We start from the raw sequence: 15,827 nt of genomic DNA, 5'->3' as shown, positions 1-15,827 counted from the left end.
CACTCGATTACCCGGCGTGGGACCTCTCACGATCGGACACCGGGTGCGCCGCCACCAAGCGGCCACCGCCGGAGACAGGCGACCGCAGGTCCACCAGATACGCCACCCCCGCCACGGCGAGCCCAAGGACCGCGAGGCCCGCGCCCACCACCGCCGGTGAGGTCACCCCGAAGCCCGCCGCGAGGGCGAGGCCGCCGACCCACGCGCCGCCCGCGTTGGCGAGGTTGAACGCGGCCTGGTTCGCGGACGAGGCAAGGGACGGGGCCGCGGACGCCTTCTCCATGACCATCAGCTGCAGGGGCGAACCCGTGGTGAACGCCGCCATGCCGAGCAGCGTCACCGCGAGCGCCGCGCTCCACGCCGTCCCCATCAGGACCGGGAACAGGGCGAGGACCACGACGAGCGCCGTGAGTCCGCCGAAGAGCGTGCCCCGCAGGGAGTGGTCGGCGAGCCGGCCGCCGAGCAGGTTGCCCGCGGTCGCGCCGACACCGAACAGCGCGAGCAGCAACGTAACGCTGGATTCGGCGTAGCCCGCCGCGTCCGTGAGCATGGGCGTCACATAGCTGTACGCGGAGAAGAGCGCCCCGAAGCCCGCGACGGTCGTACCGAGCGCGAGCCACACCGGAACGCTGCCCAGCGCGCGAAGCTCCCCGCGCAGGCCGCCGCTCTCGCCGTGGCCGTGGTCGGCGGGCACGAAGAAGGCCAGCGTGGCGATCGCCGCGAGGCCGATCGCGCTGACCGCGAGGAACGTCGCGCGCCAGCCGAGCTGCTGCCCCATGGCCGTGGCCACGGGCACGCCCACGATGTTGGCGACGGTCAGGCCGAGGAACATCAGCGAGACGGAGCGCGCCTTGCGCTCGGGAGCCACCAGACCGGTGGCGACCACCGCGCCGACGCCGAAGAACGCGCCGTGCGGAAGGCCGCTCAGGAAGCGGGCGGCCATCAGCCAGTGGTAGTCGGGGGCCGCCGCCGACAGCGCGTTCCCGGCGACGAAGAGCACCATCAGGCCGATCAGGACCCGGCGGCGGGGCATCCGCGCGGTGACCGCGGCGAGCAGCGGGGCGCCGATGACGACACCCAGGGCGTACGCCGAGACCAGGTGCCCGGCGGTGGGGATGGATATGTCCAGGTCGTCCGCGACGTTGGGCAGCAGGCCCATCATCACGAACTCGGTCGTACCGATGCCGAAGGCGCCCACGGCTAGGGCGAGCAGGGCCAGGGGCATGAAGAACCTTCCGGGGGAGCGCATGAGGGAGTGGTGTTCCGTAAGTTTACGTACGGAACAAAGTGTCTCAGGCCCAGTATTCCGTGAGGTTAAGAAGAGATGTGCGCCACGTGGCAGGAGCGCCCCGAGGGCTCCGGGGGCCTCCCGAGGGCTCCCGGGATCAGAGCTCGACGCGCGCCGCGATCGGCAGGTGGTCGCTGGCCGTCTCCGGCAGCGTCCACGACGACATCGGCTCGACGCCCTTCACCATGATCTGGTCGATCCGCGCCATCGGGAACGACGCGGGCCAGCTGAAGCCGAAGCCGTCGCCCGCCGCGCCCTGCGTGGACCGCATCTGCGAGGTGACCGCGTTCAGGGCGCGGTCGTTCATCGTGCCGTTCAGGTCGCCGAGCAGCACGACCTTGGAGATCTGCTCGTCGGCGATCGCCTCGCCAAGGGCGTCCGCGCTCGCGTCCCGCTGGTTGGCGGTGAAGCCCGCGTCCAGCTTGACCCGCACCGACGGCAGGTGGGCGACGTAGACGGCGACCTCGCCCTTGGGGCTGGCGACCGTCGTCCGCATCGCGCGCGTCCAGCCCAGCTTGATGTCGACGGGCTCGGTGCCGGTCAGCGGATACTTGCTCCACAGGCCGACCGTGCCCTGCACCGAGTGGTACTTGTAGGTGCCGGCCAGGGCCTTCTCGTACGTCGGGACGGCGTCCGCCGTGAGCTCCTCCAGGGCCACGACATCGGCGCCGGACGCGGCGACGTCACGGGCGGTGCCCGACGGGTCGGCGTTCTCCGCGTTCACGTTGTGGGTGGCGACCGTCAGGTCGCCGCCGGCGCCGGACTTGTCGGAGATCAGGCCGCCGAAGGAGCTCACCCAGATGACCGCCGGAAGCAGCACGGCGATCAGCGCGGTGGCGGACTTGCGGACGAAGCCGATGACAAGCAGCACCGGTACGAGGATGCCGAGCCAGGGCAGGAACGTCTCGATGAGGCTGCCGAGGTTGCCGACGCCGTTCGGGATCTGCGCGTGGAAGAGCATCACCAGCGCGAGAAGGACCGCGACCCCGGCCGTGACGAGCCCGCGCCTCCAGATGCCCCGGTCGCCGCGCCATCCGTCGACCAGGCGCCGGAACCGGGACCCCTGGCGGTCAGGCCCCGAGCCGCCGTTGCCCGTTTCCGTCACATACGCCTGCGCCATACGCTCGTCGCCTCACTGGTGCCGTGCAACCGTTCCTCGCCCCTGAAACCCTAGGCGATGATCGGGTGTCCTCCCCGCCGTCCGTGACGGCCGTACGGGACGAGGACGAGCGGGGCGGCGCGGCGGGTTCCGCATCTCCGCGCAGAACGGGCCGCTGTGACGAAACGCGCACATTCACCCCGTGGGCCGCAGGCCCGCGAGCACGGAGTCCACGATCCGCTCGGCGAGACCCTCGTCGAGCGGCGCGTCGGAGCGCAGGACGGTGCGCACGAGCATGGGTCCGACGAAGAGGTCGTTGGCGAGGACGATGTCGACGTCCGCGCGCAGTTCGCCGTTCTCGACGCCGCGCCGCAGCACGCCGAGCGTGACGCGGCGCTGCGGCTCGATGACCGTCGCGTGGTACGCCTCCCACAGCTTCGGCAGGCTCTTCATCTGCGCGAAGACGTTGTGCAGGAGCGCGGATGACCTCATGTTCACGCCGCGCCTGCGCAGATGGTCGAGGAGCGTGACGAGATCCCCGCGCATGGACTCCCCCGCCAGTTCGGGAGGGGGGCCGTCCACGCCGCGCAGGATGTCGACGAAGAGCTCCTCCTTGCCGCTCCAGCGGCGGTAGATGGTGGCCTTGCCGACACCCGCCGTGCGGGCGATCCGTTCGATGGAGAGGTCGGCGAGGGGTACGCCGTCCTCGATCATCTTCAGTACGCCCTCGACGATCGACCGCTCCACGGCCTCGCTGCGGGGACGCCCCCGGACGCCTTTGGCGATGTGGCCCACGTCAACTCCGTCTCTCGTCGTCCGACGCTCTGCCGGGCCGATTGTCCCTGATCAGTGCCCCGCACCCACCGGGTCGGCGTCCTTCGGCCGCACCTGCGGTTCCTGCGGCGTGCGGCCCGGCAGGAACAGGGCGACGACCACGACGCCGATCAGGGCGACGCCCGCACCGCAGAGCGCCGTGACGTGCATGGCGTGCAGGAAGGAGTCGTGGGCCGCGGTCACCAGCGGTTCGCCGCGCGGGCCGAGCTTGGCGGCGACACCGAGGGTGGCCTCGATGGACTCGCCCGCGGTGTGCCGTACGTCGGCGGGCAGCAGGGTGAGCTTGTCCTCGACTCCGCTGCGGTAGGCCGCGGAGAGCACGGAGCCGAGCACCGCGATGCCCAGGGCGCCGCCGACCTGCCGGAAGGTGTTGCTCAGGGCTGATGCGGAGCCCGCCTTCTCGCGGGGCAGCGCCTGCATGATGACGACGCTCGCGGGCGTCATGATGTGCGCCATGCCCGTGCCCATCAGGAAGAACATGACTTCCAGGATCCAGATCGGCGTATCGGCCTCAAGGATCGTGAAGGCGGCGAGCATCGCGGCCAGGAGCAGCAGCCCGCCCGAGCACACGGCGCGCACCCCGAAGCGGTCGACGACGAGGCGGGCGCGCGGCGCGAAGATGAGCTGTGCCGCGGCGAGCGGCAGCATCAACAGGCCGGTCTGCAGCGGCGAGTAGCCGCGCACGCTCTGCGTGTAGAAGACCGCGAAGAACGTCACGCCCATCAGCGCGAAGAAGACGAGCGCGAGGGAGCTGATCGCCGCCGAGAAGACGCGGTTCTTGAAGTACGAGATGTCGATGGACGGGTGGTCGCTGCGCTTCTCGTAGAGCACGAAGCCGACGAGTACGGCGATGCCCGCCACGATGGTCGCGAGGGCGGCGGGGTCGGTGAAGTCGGCGAGCTGGCCGCCCTTGATGATGCCGTAGACGAGCAGGACGAGGCCGACGACGGACAGGGCCACGCCCACCAGGTCGATGCGGCCCGGCTTGGGGTCGCGCGATTCGGGGACGAGCCAGATCATCAGGCCGATCGCGACGATGACGATCGGCACGTTCACCAGGAAGACCGAGCCCCACCAGAAGTGGTCGAGCAGTACGCCGCCGGTGATGGGCCCGATCGCGATGGCGAGGCCGACGCCGCCCGCCCAGATGCCGATGGCCTTGGGCTGCTCGTCGCGCTCGAAGACGTTCATCAGGACGGCGAGGGTGGCGGGCATCACGAAGGCGGCGCCGAGGCCCATCACCGCGCGGAACAGGATGAGTTGGACGGGTGAGCCGGACTCGGCGGCGAGCGCGGAGCCGATGCCGAAGACGGCGAGGCCCACGAGCAGCATCCGCTTGCGGCCGAGCCGGTCGCCGAGCAGACCCGCCGTGAAGAGCAGCCCGGCGAAGACCAGTGTGTAGGAGTTGATGGCCCACTCCAGGTCGCCCTGGGTGGCGCCGAGGCCCGTGGGCTCCGGGGTCGAGATCGTCTTGATGGCGACGTTCAGGATCGAGTTGTCGAGCACCACGATCAGCAGGCTCAGCATCAGGACGCCGAGGATCGCCCAACGGCGCCGGTGGACGGCCTCCGGTATGCGTGGAGTGGTGACGGCGGGAGTAGTCATGGCTCCCACTCTAGGATCATTTCGATACGAGACCGTCTCGTATTGTAAAGACTTTACCGAAGGGTCCACTAGCCGACGGGCGGCACGCGATGCCACCATGGAGGTGATCCGGGGACGCCGTCAGGGCGCCTCGAGATAAGAGAAGGAGCCGTTGCGATGACGCAACTTTCGGCTGCCCAGAACCAGCCTGCGGGGCCCTCCGCGAGCCAGTCCACCGACAGCAGCAAGGCGCTGTACGGAGGCAAGAGCACCCGCCGCATCACCGTGCGGGACATCGCCGCCGCCAAGGAGCGGGGCGAGAAGTGGCCCATGCTCACCGCGTACGACGCGATGACCGCGTCCGTGTTCGACGAGGCGGGCATCCCCGTGATGCTGGTCGGCGACTCGGCGGGCAACTGTCACCTCGGGTACGAGACGACCGTGCCCGTCACCCTCGACGAGATGACCATGCTCTCCGCCGCCGTCGTACGGGGCACGTCGCGTGCCCTGATCGTCGGCGACCTGCCCTTCGGGTCCTACCAGGAAGGCCCGGTCCAGGCCCTTCGCTCGGCGACGCGCCTGGTGAAGGAGGCCGGGGTCGGCGCGGTGAAGCTGGAGGGCGGCGAACGCTCGCTCGCCCAGACCGAGCTGCTCGTCTCCTCGGGCATCCCCGTCATGTCCCACCTCGGCCTGACGCCGCAGTCCGTGAACACCATGGGCTACCGCGTCCAGGGCCGCGGCGACGAGGCGGCGCACCGCCTGCTGAGCGACGCGAAGGCCGCGCAGGACGCGGGCGCGTTCGCGGTGGTCCTCGAACTGGTCCCCGCGGAGCTTGCGGCCGAGGTCACCCGGTCCCTGCACATCCCGACGGTCGGCATCGGCGCGGGCGCGGGCTGCGACGCGCAGGTCCTGGTCTGGACGGACATGCTGGGCCTGACCGGCGGCAAGATGCCGCGCTTCGTGAAGCAGTACGCGGATCTGCGGGGCGTGATGAGCGGCGCGGCCAAGGCGTTCGCGGAGGACGTGGTGGGCGGTACGTTCCCCGCCGCGGAGCACTCGGTCCACTAGAGCCATAGCGGCACCACCGGCAGCCCGTCGATTTCCCCCGTCGACGGGCTGTCCGTTTTCCCCTGCCCCAGCTGTCCGCCGCTTCGCGGCGATCTTTCCCGCCCACCCACCCGAAACCCCGCAGGGCCATCGGGTGGGCGGGCGGGAGAGCCCCGCCGCGAAGCGAGCGGACCAGGGCGGCGACCGCGAGGAACCCAACCGCACAAGCCCCCCACACGGCACGGAACCGACACCGGCGATCGGGTGGGTGGGTGGGAGACATCCGCCGCGAAGCGGGCGGAACAGGCCCCCACCCCCAGGTGGGAACGCACGCCGCCAGCCCCACCGGCCGCAGGTGTAGGCGCTCTGTAGGCGCTTTGTCGGTGGCGGCTGTCATTCTTCCGGCATGAAGCGAATCGACATCACCCCCGGCGGCGCCGGAAGCGCCGTCACCGTGAGGGGACTGGTCAAGCACTACGGCGAGACCAAAGCACTGGACGGCGTGGACCTCGACGTACGCGAGGGCACGGTCCTCGGCGTGCTCGGTCCGAACGGCGCCGGCAAGACCACCCTCGTACGCTGCCTGTCCACCCTCGTCGTCCCGGACTCGGGCTCGGCCTTCGTGGCCGGGTACGACGTCGTCAAGCAGCCCCGCCAGCTCCGCCGCGTCATAGGCCTCACCGGCCAGTACGCAGCCGTGGACGAGAAGCTCTCCGGGCGCGAGAACCTCTACATGATCGGGCGGCTCCTCGACCTCTCCCGCAAGGAGGCCAGGTCGAAGGCCGACGCGCTCCTGGAGCGGTTCTCCCTCACCGAGGCGGCGAGCCGCCCCGCCAAGACGTACTCCGGCGGCATGCGCCGCCGGCTCGACCTCGCGGCGTCGATGATCGGCAGCCCGTCCGTCCTCTACCTGGACGAGCCGACCACCGGCCTGGACCCCCGCACCCGCAACGAGGTGTGGACCGAGGTCAAGCGCATGGTCACCGACGGCGTCACCGTGCTGCTCACCACCCAGTACATGGAGGAGGCCGAGCAGCTGGCCTCCGAGCTGACCGTCATCGACCGCGGCAAGGTCATCGCCAACGGCGGCATCGACGAGCTGAAGGCGAAGGTCGGCGGCCGCACCCTGCGCATCCGCCCGGCCGACCCGCTGGAGCTGCGCCCGCTGGCCGGCGCGCTCGACGACATGGGCCTCACCGGCCTCGCCACCTCCACCGTGGACGCCGAGTCCGGCACGGTCCTCGTGCCGATCCTCAGCGACGAGCAGCTGACCGCCGTGGTCGGCGCGCTCACCGCGCGCGGCATCACGATCGGCTCCATCGCCACCGAACTGCCCAGCCTGGACGAGGTGTTCCTCTCCATCACCGGCCACAAGGCCAGCGCCCCGCAGGACGCCCGCCCCGAACTCGAGGAGGTTGCCGTATGAGCAGCACCACTCTCACGCCGCCCCTCCACCAGGGTGAGGCGGACGCCCGCATCGGGCTGCGCGACCACGTGCGGCACACCAGCGCCCTGGTCCGCCGCAATCTGCTGTGGATCCGCCAGGACCCGGAGTCGATGTTCGACGCGATCCTGATGCCGATCGTCTTCACGCTCCTGTTCGTGTACGTCTTCGGCGGCTCCATCGGCCAGGCGCTCGGCGGCGGTCAGGACGCGTACGTGCAGTACGTGGTCCCGGGCATGATGGCGATGATGAGCATGAACATCGCCATGGCCGTCGGCACCGGCTTCAACCAGGACTTCCAGAACGGCATCATGGACCGCTTCCGCACCCTGCCGATCGGCCAGGGTTCGGTGCTCTTCGCCAAGATCGTGGTGGAGCTGATGCGGCTGCTCATCGCGACGACGATCATGATGATCGTCGGTGTCCTCGTGGGCTTCGACATCACCAGCTGGGGCGGCCTGCTCGGCGCCGTCGGACTCTCCGCGCTCTTCGGCATGTCCATCATGTGGATCTTCCTGGTCCTCGGCGTCACGATGAAGAGCGCCCAGTCCGTGCAGGCGATGGGGTTCCTGGTCCTGATGCCGCTGCAGTTCGGCTCGTCGATCTTCGCGCCGACCCAGTCCATGCCGGGCTGGCTGCAGGCCTTCACCGACTACAACCCGCTGTCCTCGCTCGCGGACTCCGCGCGCGGCCTGATGGTGGGCGGCCCGGTCGCGCACGACATCTGGGTGACGGTCGGCTGGTCGGCGCTGCTCACGCTGGTCATGGCGCCGATCGCGATCCACAAGTTCCGCACGAAGAGCTGAGTACGGAACTAGCCGATGTGCCGGTCGCAGAGGGCGGCGGCCTCCGCCACGGAGAGTCCGCCGCCTTCCGCGTACGCGGCCTCGTACGCCGCGTCACCCAGTGCCCCGCGCGCCAACTCCACGGCGGCCGTGTGGATCTCACGCTCCGCGGCCGGTGCGAAGTGACCGGGCGGCAGCTCACGGTCGGCGACCGCGATCAGCCGCGCCGCGTCGTGGGCGTGCCGGCCGCCGTCGAGCGCGGCCAGGGCGCGGCCGGCGACGGTGAGATGCACGGAGGTCATCTGCGGCGCCATCATCTTGGTCAGCGGGTCGAGGGACTTGTCGAGCGCGGCGCGCGCCGTGACCAGAGCCTCGGCATTGCGGCCGTCCACCGTGTCGATCCAGGCCTCGGCGCCCAGCATGAAACCCTCGAAGATGACGAAGTCGACGGCCTTGAACTCTTCCTGGAGCAGCCGGAGTTGTTCGCGCGCCTCGGCGGTGCGGCCGGTGCGGGCGAGCAGGTCGACGAGGAAGAACCGTGCGGCGGGCAGGGATTCGCTGGAGTTGGCGGCGGCGTTGCCGACGTTCTCCATGACCGACCAGAGCATCTCCTCGCCCCGGACCAGTTCACCCGCCTCGGCGAGCACCGCCCCGAGCCGGGCCGTGAGCACATGCGCCTGCGCGGGGGCGCCGAGCCGCTCCGCGTGCTCGATGGCGGCGGCGAAGTCCTCGGCGGCGAGGGTGTACCGGCCACGCCGCTCATGGGCCTCGCCCCGCGAGGAGAGCGCCTCGGCCATGCCCCACACGTCACCGAGCCTGGTGAAGATCTCCAGGGACTCGTCGGCGTCGCGGCGGGCGTCACCGGCCCAGTCGGCGCGGTTGGCGAGGATGTTGGCGCGCTGCTGCAAGGACGCGGCGAGCTCCCAGTCGTACCCGCGCTCGCGGCAGGTGGTGATGGTCGCGTCGATGATGTCGTACAGCTGGTCGATGTCCCCCTTGAGCAGCACCGCGAAGAACCACAGGCTCCCCGGCGACCAGCAGGTCTGCGGAAGACCCGGCCGGTAGGCCTCCCTGATGCCCGCGAGCTTCTCCATGGCCTCGGGCGACTGCCACGCCTCCAGGTTCATGTCCATGCAGGAGAGCTGGATGAGGTGGACTCCGCGCCGCGCCTCCTGGAGCACCTCCGGGCGCATGGGCGGCGGGTTGTCCGTGCAGCGTTCGTAGAGCGGTTCCACCGGGGTGACGGGGCGCGCGAACGGGTCGGGGCCGAGGGCGACGACGTCGCGGGACCAGTTGCGGATCTCCAGGCGCAGGTCGCGGATGGTCCAGTACCAGGAGAGCGAGAGGACCAGGCAGAGCGCTTCCTGCTCGTCCCGGGCGGCGACCGCGTGCCGCAGGGCGGTACGCAGGTTCTCGTACTCGACCTCAAGACGCTCGACGGCCTCCCGCTGCCCGCCGCCCCGCAGCCGCGGTTCGGTGAGCCGGGCCAGCTCCCGGAAGTACACGAGGTGGGCCCGTTCGGCGGCGCCGCGGTCACCGGCCTCGTCGAGCCGCTCCCCCGCGTACTCGCCCACGGTCTCCAGGAGCCGGTAGCGCATCACGCCCTGCGGCGAAGGGGCGGCGACGACAAGGGACTTGTCGACGAGGGAGCCGAGCACGTCCGCGACGTCGAGCGGCCGGACCCCCGCCCCGTCACCGGCCACGGCGGACTCGGCCGGGGCCCCGCACACCGCCTCGGCGGCGGCCAGGTCGCAGCCGCCGGCGAAGACGGAGAGGCGGCGCAGGACGGTGCGCTCGGAGGTGTCCAGGAGTTCCCAGGACCAGTCGACGACCGCGCGCAGGGTCTGCTGGCGGGGCAGGACCGTGCGGGCGCCGTTCGTCAGGAGGCGGAAGCGGTCGTCGAGGCGGTCGGCGATCTGCCGGGTGGTGAGCATGCGCAGGCGCGCCGCGGCCAGTTCGATGGCCAGCGGCAGGCCGTCGAGGCGGTGGCAGATCTCCGCCGCCGCCGACGGGTCGTCCTCGATCCGGAAGCCCGGCCTGGCCGCCGCGCCGCGGTCCGCGAGCAGCCGCAGCGCGATCGGCTCGGGCAGGGGCTCCACGGGGCGCAGCAACTCCCCCGGTACGCCCAGGGGTTCACGGCTGGTGGCGAGGACGGTGAGGCCGGGGCAGTGGGCGAGCAGCCGGTCGGCGAGGCGTGCGGCGGCATCGATGACGTGCTCGCAGTTGTCGAGGATCAGGAGCATCCGGCGCGGCGCGCAGTGCTCGGTGAGGCGGACGACGGGGTCGTCGCCGTGCCACTCCGAGACCGCGCGCAGCTCTTCGGCGCCCGCGCCGCGCAGCACCGTCTCGCGGGCGCCGAGCGCGGTGAGGACCGCCTCCGGCACCGCGTCCGGGTCCTCGACCGGTGCGAGCTCGGCGAGCCATACGCCGTCGGGCACGCCGTCCGCGTACGCCTCGGCCGCCTCCTGCGAGAGCCGCGTCTTGCCGGCGCCGCCGGGTCCGAGCAGCGTGACGAGGCGGGCCCTGGTCAGGTCGTCCCGGATGGCCTCGATGTCGTCCTCGCGGCCGACGAAGGAGGTGAGCCTGGCGCGCAGGTTGCCCTGCGGTCTCTGTGGCGGGCGGACCCGGGAGGGGGGCGGCTGCGGGGGCGGCGAGGCGTGCGGCGGGGTGTCGTGGTGCAGCAACTCCTCGTGGAGGGCGCGGAGTTCGGGGCCCGGGTCGGCACCGATGCGGTCCGCGATGAGGCGGCGTACTCCGTCGTACGCGGCGAGCGCCTGCGCCGGGCGGCCCGCGTCGCGCAGCGCCCGCAGCCGCAGGGCCTGGAGCGGCTCGTCGAGGGGGTGTCCTTCGCACAGGGCGGCGAGCTCGGGCAGCACCTGCTCGGCCCGGCCGAGGGCGAGGGCCGCGGCCAGCCTGGCGCGGCGGGCCTCCAGACGGCGGGACTCCCACCGGGCGGCCTCCGCCGTGCGGTCCGGGAGGTCGGCGAGCGGGGGGCCCTGCCAGAGGGCCAGCGCGTCGTCGAGGATCGCCGCCGCCTTGGCCGCGTCGCCGTCCGCGAGGGCGTCCGCACCCTCGCCCGCGAGGCGGTCGAAGCGGTACAGGTCGATGTCGTCCGGTGCGGCGCACAGCCGGTAGCCGCCGTCGGTCGAGCTGATCGCCCCGGCGCCGATGGCCCGGCGCAGGCGGCCCACCAGTGCCTGCAGCGCGCCGGTCGCGTCGGCGGGCGGGTCGCCGCCCCACACCTCGTCGACGAGTGCGGGCGCCGGGACCGGGCGGGGGGCGCGCAGGGCGAGGACCGTCAGGAGTGCGCGCAGCCGTGAGCCGCCGACGGCGATGGTCGTGCCGTCGGCGTGAAAGGCCTGGGTGGTGCCGAGAATGCGATAGCGCACGGGGTCCATTGTCTCTGGTGGGGGTGAGGGGCGGTCTCGGGTGCCGCGCCGGGCGTGGGCGGGCCGTCGGCCACCGGCTTCGCCGCGTTCGTCCTCGGTCGCCGGGCGGGCCGCTGACCAGCCTGTCCGCGGGAGAGGGAAGGCGCCGGTCACCCGCCATCTTCCCGTACGTCGAGGGAGACGAGCACCCCCACCTCCCGCCGGAAGCGGCCCTGCTCCCGGCAGCCCTCCACCGGGTCCGCGAACCACTTCGGGCACTTCTCCACCGGACGGAGCCATTCCGCACCGGCCACCTGCTCGAACGTCTGTGTGCCGGCCCGCAGCGTGAACTCCCGCGTCACCACCTGGATCGACCGCACCCGTCCCACGGTGTCAGGCCCCTCGTCCCCGTGCCGCTCCACGGAGTAGAGCGGCGGCCCGCCGCCGAGCTGCCACGCCACCTCGTCCCCGACGGAGAACGGCGTCCCGCAGCATTCCATCTGCCAGTCGTCGTACAGCACGTTCCACAGCGCCATGCCCCCACCCTCCCCGGAACTCCCCACCGAGTGCGAGACGTTTTCGACGTACGCCGGGGTACGGTCCCGTACGACAACCGGCCCGTCACCTCCAGGAGCCCCGCCTCATGACCACCGCTCCCGCCCGACGCAGCGACCGGCGGATCAGCCCCGTCTTCCTCGGGATCGCCGCCGTCACCGCGGTCTCCGGCTGGGCCGCGTGGACCGGGTTCGCGGACAATCCGGGGCTCGCCGTCTTCCTCTTCGTGACGGCGGCCTGGATCGTCTCGCTCTGCCTGCACGAGTACGCGCACGCCCGCACCGCCCTGCACAGCGGCGACATCTCCATCGGCGCGAAGGGCTATCTGACCCTCAACCCGCTCAAGTACACGCACGCGCTGCTCAGCATCGTGCTTCCGGTGCTCTTCGTGATCATGGGCGGCATCGGTCTGCCGGGTGGCGCGGTCTTCATCGAGCGCGGGCGGATCCAGGGCAAGTGGAAGCACAGCCTGATCTCGGCCGCGGGGCCGCTCACGAACGTGCTCTTCGCGGTCGTCTGCACCGCGCCGTTCTGGCTCGACGCGCTCTCCGGTGTCCCTGACACCTTCCGGTTCGCGCTCGCCTTCCTCGCCCTGCTCCAGGTGACGGCGGCGATCCTGAACTCGCTGCCCATCCCGGGCCTGGACGGCTACGGCGTCATCGAGCCCTGGCTCTCGCACAAGATCCGCCGCCAGGTGGAGCCGTTCGCGCCGTTCGGCCTGATCGCCGTCTTCGGCATCCTGTGGATCCCCGAGGTGAACGGCGCGTTCTTCGACGCGATCGACGCGATCCTGCGCGGCCTCGGTGTGTACGACCTGGAGACGTACTGCGGCCAGGACTTCTACCGCTTCTGGGACGGCGACCCGAGCCAGTACTGCACGCTCAACCCGTAGCGGCGCGCGCGGCGTCCCGCTGGGCCTTCGCGCGGCGCAGGTAGTACCACGCCATGTTCGACGAGAGTCCAGCGAGGAGCACCCAGACGACGCCGATCCAGTAGCCCTGGACGAAGGAGACCACGGCCGCGACGACGGCGAGGGCGCAGACCGCGAGGGCGTAGAGAGCGAGGCGGGGCATGGGGGTCGGCTCCTGTCGGGGGTCGATTCGGGGAGGTGGTGGGACACCGTGCGGACGACGCACCGAGCGACGTACGCAGCGACGTGCCGATCGGCGTCCGCAACCAGTGTCCCCCATGCCCGCTACGTCCTAGACGTCGGTCACGCGCAGCCCGGCGTGCGCCTTGTACCGCCGGTTCACGGAGATCAGGTTGGCCACCAGGGACTCGACCTGGTGCGCGTTGCGAAGACGCCCCGCGAAGACGCCCCGCATGCCGGGGATCCGCGCGGCGAGCGCCTGCACGATGTCCGTGTCGGCGCGGACCTCGCCGAGGACCATCACGTCGGTGTCGATCTCCTCGACGTCCGCGTCCTGGAGCAGGACCGCCGAGAGGTGGTGGAAGGCGGCCGTGACCCTGGAGTCCGGAAGCAGGGCGGCGGCCTGCTCGGCGGCGCTGCCCTCCTCGGGCTTCAGGGCGTAGGCGCCCTTCTTGTCGAAGCCGAGCGGGTTCACGCAGTCGACGACGAGCTTGCCGCTCAGCTCCTCGCGCAGCGCTTCGAGGGTCTTGCCGTGTCCGTCCCACGGCACTGCGACGATCACGATGTCGCTGCGCCGGGCGCACTCCGCGTTCTCGGCGCCCTCGACGCCGAGGCCGAGCTCGTCGGCGGCGGTCTGTGCCCGCTCGGCCGCGCGGGAGCCGATGATCACCTTCTGGCCCGCGCGGGCCAGGCGGTAGGCGAGGCCGCGGCCCTGGTCACCCGTGCCGCCGAGCACGCCGACGACGAGCCCGGACACGTCGGGCAGCTCCCAGGGATCCTTGGCGGGAGCCTTCTGCACACTGTCGTTAGAGGTCATGCGGCCGACCTTACTCACCGCCTGACCCGCGCCCGAGTCAGGCCAGCGCGGCCACCGGTATCCGCCGGAACGTGATCGTCTCGTAGGCGCTGAAGTCACCCGTCTCGTAGAGGAGTCCGACGGTCTCGTCGTCGACGCGTACGAGGTCGGAGTACGCGGCGGGCAGCCCGTCCACGGTGTACGCGTCCTGCCACGTGGTGCCTCCATCGTGGCTGCGGCGCACCGTCATCAGGGCGCGGAAGCCGGGGTCGGCGGGCCCGGAGAACAGCAGCACGTCCGGCGTGCGCAGCTGGAGCACGCTGCACTCGACGACGGGACCGACGAGCCCCGCCTGCGGCCGGAAGGGCTTGGCGAGGGTCTGGCCGCCGTCGCCGGAGTGGGCGTCGGCGCGGGTGCCGGGGGACGGTGAGTCGTTGCGGGTGTTGAAGTAGAGCCGCCCGTCGGGGAGTTCGGCCGCGGTGGTCTCGTTCACGTTCACGTAGCCGTTGGTGTTGTCGTCGATGTATCCGATGCGCCAGGTCCGGCCGAGGTCGTCGCTGAGGAGGCAGTGGCCGCCGTTGTACTTGCCCTCGGTGCCGTTGTCCGTTCCGGTCGGCGGCAGGGAGTGGTTGGCGGGCACGACGACACGGCCCGTACTGGTCTGCACCGCGTGGCCGGGAGTGGTCGCGTACCAGCGCCAGTTCGCCTTCTTCACCTGTCCGGTGATCTCCCGGGCGGCCGACCAGGTCAGCCCGTCGTCGTCGCTGTGCTGCACCCAGATCCGCCGCCCGTTCGCGGTGGAGACCTTGCCGCGGCGGATGGCGTCCTCGGTCGCGGCGGCGGCGTTGCGGACGTGGACGAGGAGGATGCGGCCGGTGTCCAGGACGACGGGGGCGGGGTTGCCCGCGAGGTCGTCGCCGTTCTTGACGACGACCTGGAGCGGGCCCCAGGTCCGGCCGCCGTCGCTTGACCGCTTCAGCACCACGTCGATGTTGCCGAAGTCGTCCTGCGAGCCGACCCTCCCCTCGCAGAAGGCCAGCAGGGAGCCGGAGCCGGTGAGGACGACGGCGGGGATCCGGAAGCTCGCGTAGCCCTCGCGTCCGGCACGGAAGGGAACAGTTGTCTCATCAGCCATCCCGGGTCAGTCCCCACCCCGAGCGAATTCCCGGTGAACTCCGCCTGACGACTGGCATGTTGAGGCAGGATGCGACCCCATGGACGCCGTACGGGTCGCGCTGCTGCGCGAAGTGCTCGCAGGAACCCAGTGGGTGGGCGCGACGCGACGCTTCGCGGGGACGCTGCGGTCCTCCGTGGTGCCGCACGGGGGCGGGCTGCTGCTCGTGGGCACGGAGGAGTACGAGCCGTGGCATCTGGCCGCGCATCTCGTGGACGAGGCGGCGTGGTCCGGCACACCGGAACTGACGCCGACGCTCGTACGCCACCGGGTGCGGGAGGGCGACCCCGCGCACCTCTCGACCGGGCTCGGCCGGATCGAGGCGGCACGGCGCGGCGAGACCCTGCTCGTGGTGGCACCGGACACGCCCGCCGCGTCGCCGGGCGCGGGCTTGCTGGAGCGGGTGCACGACGCCCGTGCGGCGGGGGCGACGGTGCTTGCCCTGGGTTCGGGGGACGGCGATCTGCGGGCCATGGCGCATGAGGCGCTGACCGTGCCGCAGACGCCCGAGCTCGATCTCGACATGGTCCAGCACCTGGTGAGCGCGGCGGCGGGTGAGAATTCGCTCCCGGCGGCGCGGGGCCGCAGGCGGCTGCGTGACCGGCTCTCGCGGCTGGCGGATCAGCTGACGTCGCCGCCGCCGGCGCGGTGGTGAGGGCGCGCCCTGAGCCGCCGCTTCGCGGCGGATGTCTCCCACCCACCCACCCGATCGCCCCGCGGGGTAACGGATGGGTGGGCGGGAAAGATCCGCCGCGCAGCGGCG

Annotated in this window: 14 protein-coding genes; 5 read left to right on the top strand and 9 right to left on the bottom strand. The window is 71.7% G+C overall.

Annotated features, from left to right (window positions below):
- Nucleotides 1–7 precede the first annotated feature (7 nt).
- The 4 genes from M4V62_RS29740 to M4V62_RS29725 all read right to left on the bottom strand — a co-directional run bounded on the left by M4V62_RS29740 (nucleotide 8) and on the right by M4V62_RS29725 (nucleotide 4,826).
- Entirely contained in the window at nucleotides 8–1,225 is a 1,218-nt protein-coding gene (locus M4V62_RS29740; protein WP_249593074.1) for an MFS transporter, read from the bottom strand.
- Between the two features lie 160 nt (nucleotides 1,226–1,385).
- Nucleotides 1,386–2,408, bottom strand: coding sequence for an endonuclease/exonuclease/phosphatase family protein (locus M4V62_RS29735; RefSeq protein ID WP_249590260.1), 1,023 nt, complete (start codon nucleotides 2,406–2,408; stop codon nucleotides 1,386–1,388).
- 174 nt (nucleotides 2,409–2,582) lie between these two features.
- The gene (locus tag M4V62_RS29730) at nucleotides 2,583–3,101 is read right to left on the bottom strand and encodes a TetR/AcrR family transcriptional regulator (protein ID WP_344646373.1); all 519 of its coding nucleotides are present in this window, start codon (nucleotides 3,099–3,101) and stop codon (nucleotides 2,583–2,585) included.
- A 132-nt stretch (nucleotides 3,102–3,233) separates the two neighbouring features.
- On the bottom strand, nucleotides 3,234–4,826 hold the full coding sequence (locus tag M4V62_RS29725; RefSeq protein WP_249590258.1) for an MFS transporter: 1,593 nt from the start codon (nucleotides 4,824–4,826) through the stop codon (nucleotides 3,234–3,236).
- A gap of 156 nt (nucleotides 4,827–4,982) precedes the next feature.
- Between M4V62_RS29725 and panB the strand changes: the two genes are divergently transcribed.
- From panB to M4V62_RS29710, 3 genes are all read left to right on the top strand, one after another.
- Nucleotides 4,983–5,873 (top strand): 3-methyl-2-oxobutanoate hydroxymethyltransferase, encoded by an 891-nt coding sequence (panB, locus tag M4V62_RS29720; RefSeq protein WP_249590257.1) that lies wholly within the window; start codon nucleotides 4,983–4,985, stop codon nucleotides 5,871–5,873.
- A gap of 385 nt (nucleotides 5,874–6,258) precedes the next feature.
- Nucleotides 6,259–7,278, top strand: coding sequence for an ATP-binding cassette domain-containing protein (locus M4V62_RS29715; protein WP_249590256.1), 1,020 nt, complete (start codon nucleotides 6,259–6,261; stop codon nucleotides 7,276–7,278).
- Complete coding sequence (locus M4V62_RS29710) at nucleotides 7,275–8,102, top strand: ABC transporter permease (RefSeq protein WP_249590255.1); 828 nt, start codon at nucleotides 7,275–7,277, stop codon at nucleotides 8,100–8,102. The genes M4V62_RS29715 and M4V62_RS29710 overlap by 4 nt, the downstream gene beginning before the upstream one ends.
- A gap of 8 nt (nucleotides 8,103–8,110) precedes the next feature.
- Here the strand turns inward: M4V62_RS29710 and M4V62_RS29705 are convergent, their stop codons facing one another.
- Nucleotides 8,111–11,479, bottom strand: coding sequence for an AfsR/SARP family transcriptional regulator (locus M4V62_RS29705; RefSeq protein WP_249590254.1), 3,369 nt, complete (start codon nucleotides 11,477–11,479; stop codon nucleotides 8,111–8,113).
- Between the two features lie 140 nt (nucleotides 11,480–11,619).
- The gene (locus tag M4V62_RS29700; RefSeq protein WP_249590253.1) at nucleotides 11,620–11,985 is read right to left on the bottom strand and encodes a DUF6578 domain-containing protein; all 366 of its coding nucleotides are present in this window, start codon (nucleotides 11,983–11,985) and stop codon (nucleotides 11,620–11,622) included.
- A gap of 107 nt (nucleotides 11,986–12,092) precedes the next feature.
- Between M4V62_RS29700 and M4V62_RS29695 the strand changes: the two genes are divergently transcribed.
- Nucleotides 12,093–12,896, top strand: a complete 804-nt coding sequence (locus M4V62_RS29695; protein WP_249590252.1) for a site-2 protease family protein — start codon at nucleotides 12,093–12,095, stop codon at nucleotides 12,894–12,896.
- On the opposite strand, the gene M4V62_RS29690 is transcribed toward M4V62_RS29695, so the two are convergent.
- The 3 genes from M4V62_RS29690 to M4V62_RS29680 all read right to left on the bottom strand — a co-directional run bounded on the left by M4V62_RS29690 (nucleotide 12,886) and on the right by M4V62_RS29680 (nucleotide 15,025).
- Nucleotides 12,886–13,077: a hypothetical protein gene (locus M4V62_RS29690; protein WP_249590251.1), complete on the bottom strand. Its 192-nt coding sequence runs from the start codon at nucleotides 13,075–13,077 to the stop codon at nucleotides 12,886–12,888. The genes M4V62_RS29695 and M4V62_RS29690 overlap by 11 nt on opposite strands.
- Nucleotides 13,078–13,206: 129 nt before the next feature.
- A complete protein-coding gene (gene npdG, locus M4V62_RS29685) occupies nucleotides 13,207–13,911 on the bottom strand; it encodes an NADPH-dependent F420 reductase (RefSeq protein WP_249590250.1) in 705 nt (234 codons plus the stop codon).
- Nucleotides 13,912–13,948: 37 nt separating this feature from the next.
- Nucleotides 13,949–15,025, bottom strand: coding sequence for a sialidase family protein (locus M4V62_RS29680; protein WP_249590249.1), 1,077 nt, complete (start codon nucleotides 15,023–15,025; stop codon nucleotides 13,949–13,951).
- Between the two features lie 79 nt (nucleotides 15,026–15,104).
- Here M4V62_RS29680 and M4V62_RS29675 point away from each other — a divergent pair, with 79 nt between their 5' ends.
- Nucleotides 15,105–15,719, top strand: coding sequence for a hypothetical protein (locus tag M4V62_RS29675; protein ID WP_249590248.1), 615 nt, complete (start codon nucleotides 15,105–15,107; stop codon nucleotides 15,717–15,719).
- The last annotated feature ends 108 nt before the right edge of the window (nucleotides 15,720–15,827 follow it).

Origin of the sequence: Streptomyces durmitorensis, assembly GCF_023498005.1 — a bacterium.
Classification (GTDB): domain Bacteria; phylum Actinomycetota; class Actinomycetes; order Streptomycetales; family Streptomycetaceae; genus Streptomyces; species Streptomyces durmitorensis.
The sequence above is the reverse complement of the archived record's forward strand: the minus strand, read 5'-3'. Positions and strand labels throughout refer to the sequence as shown.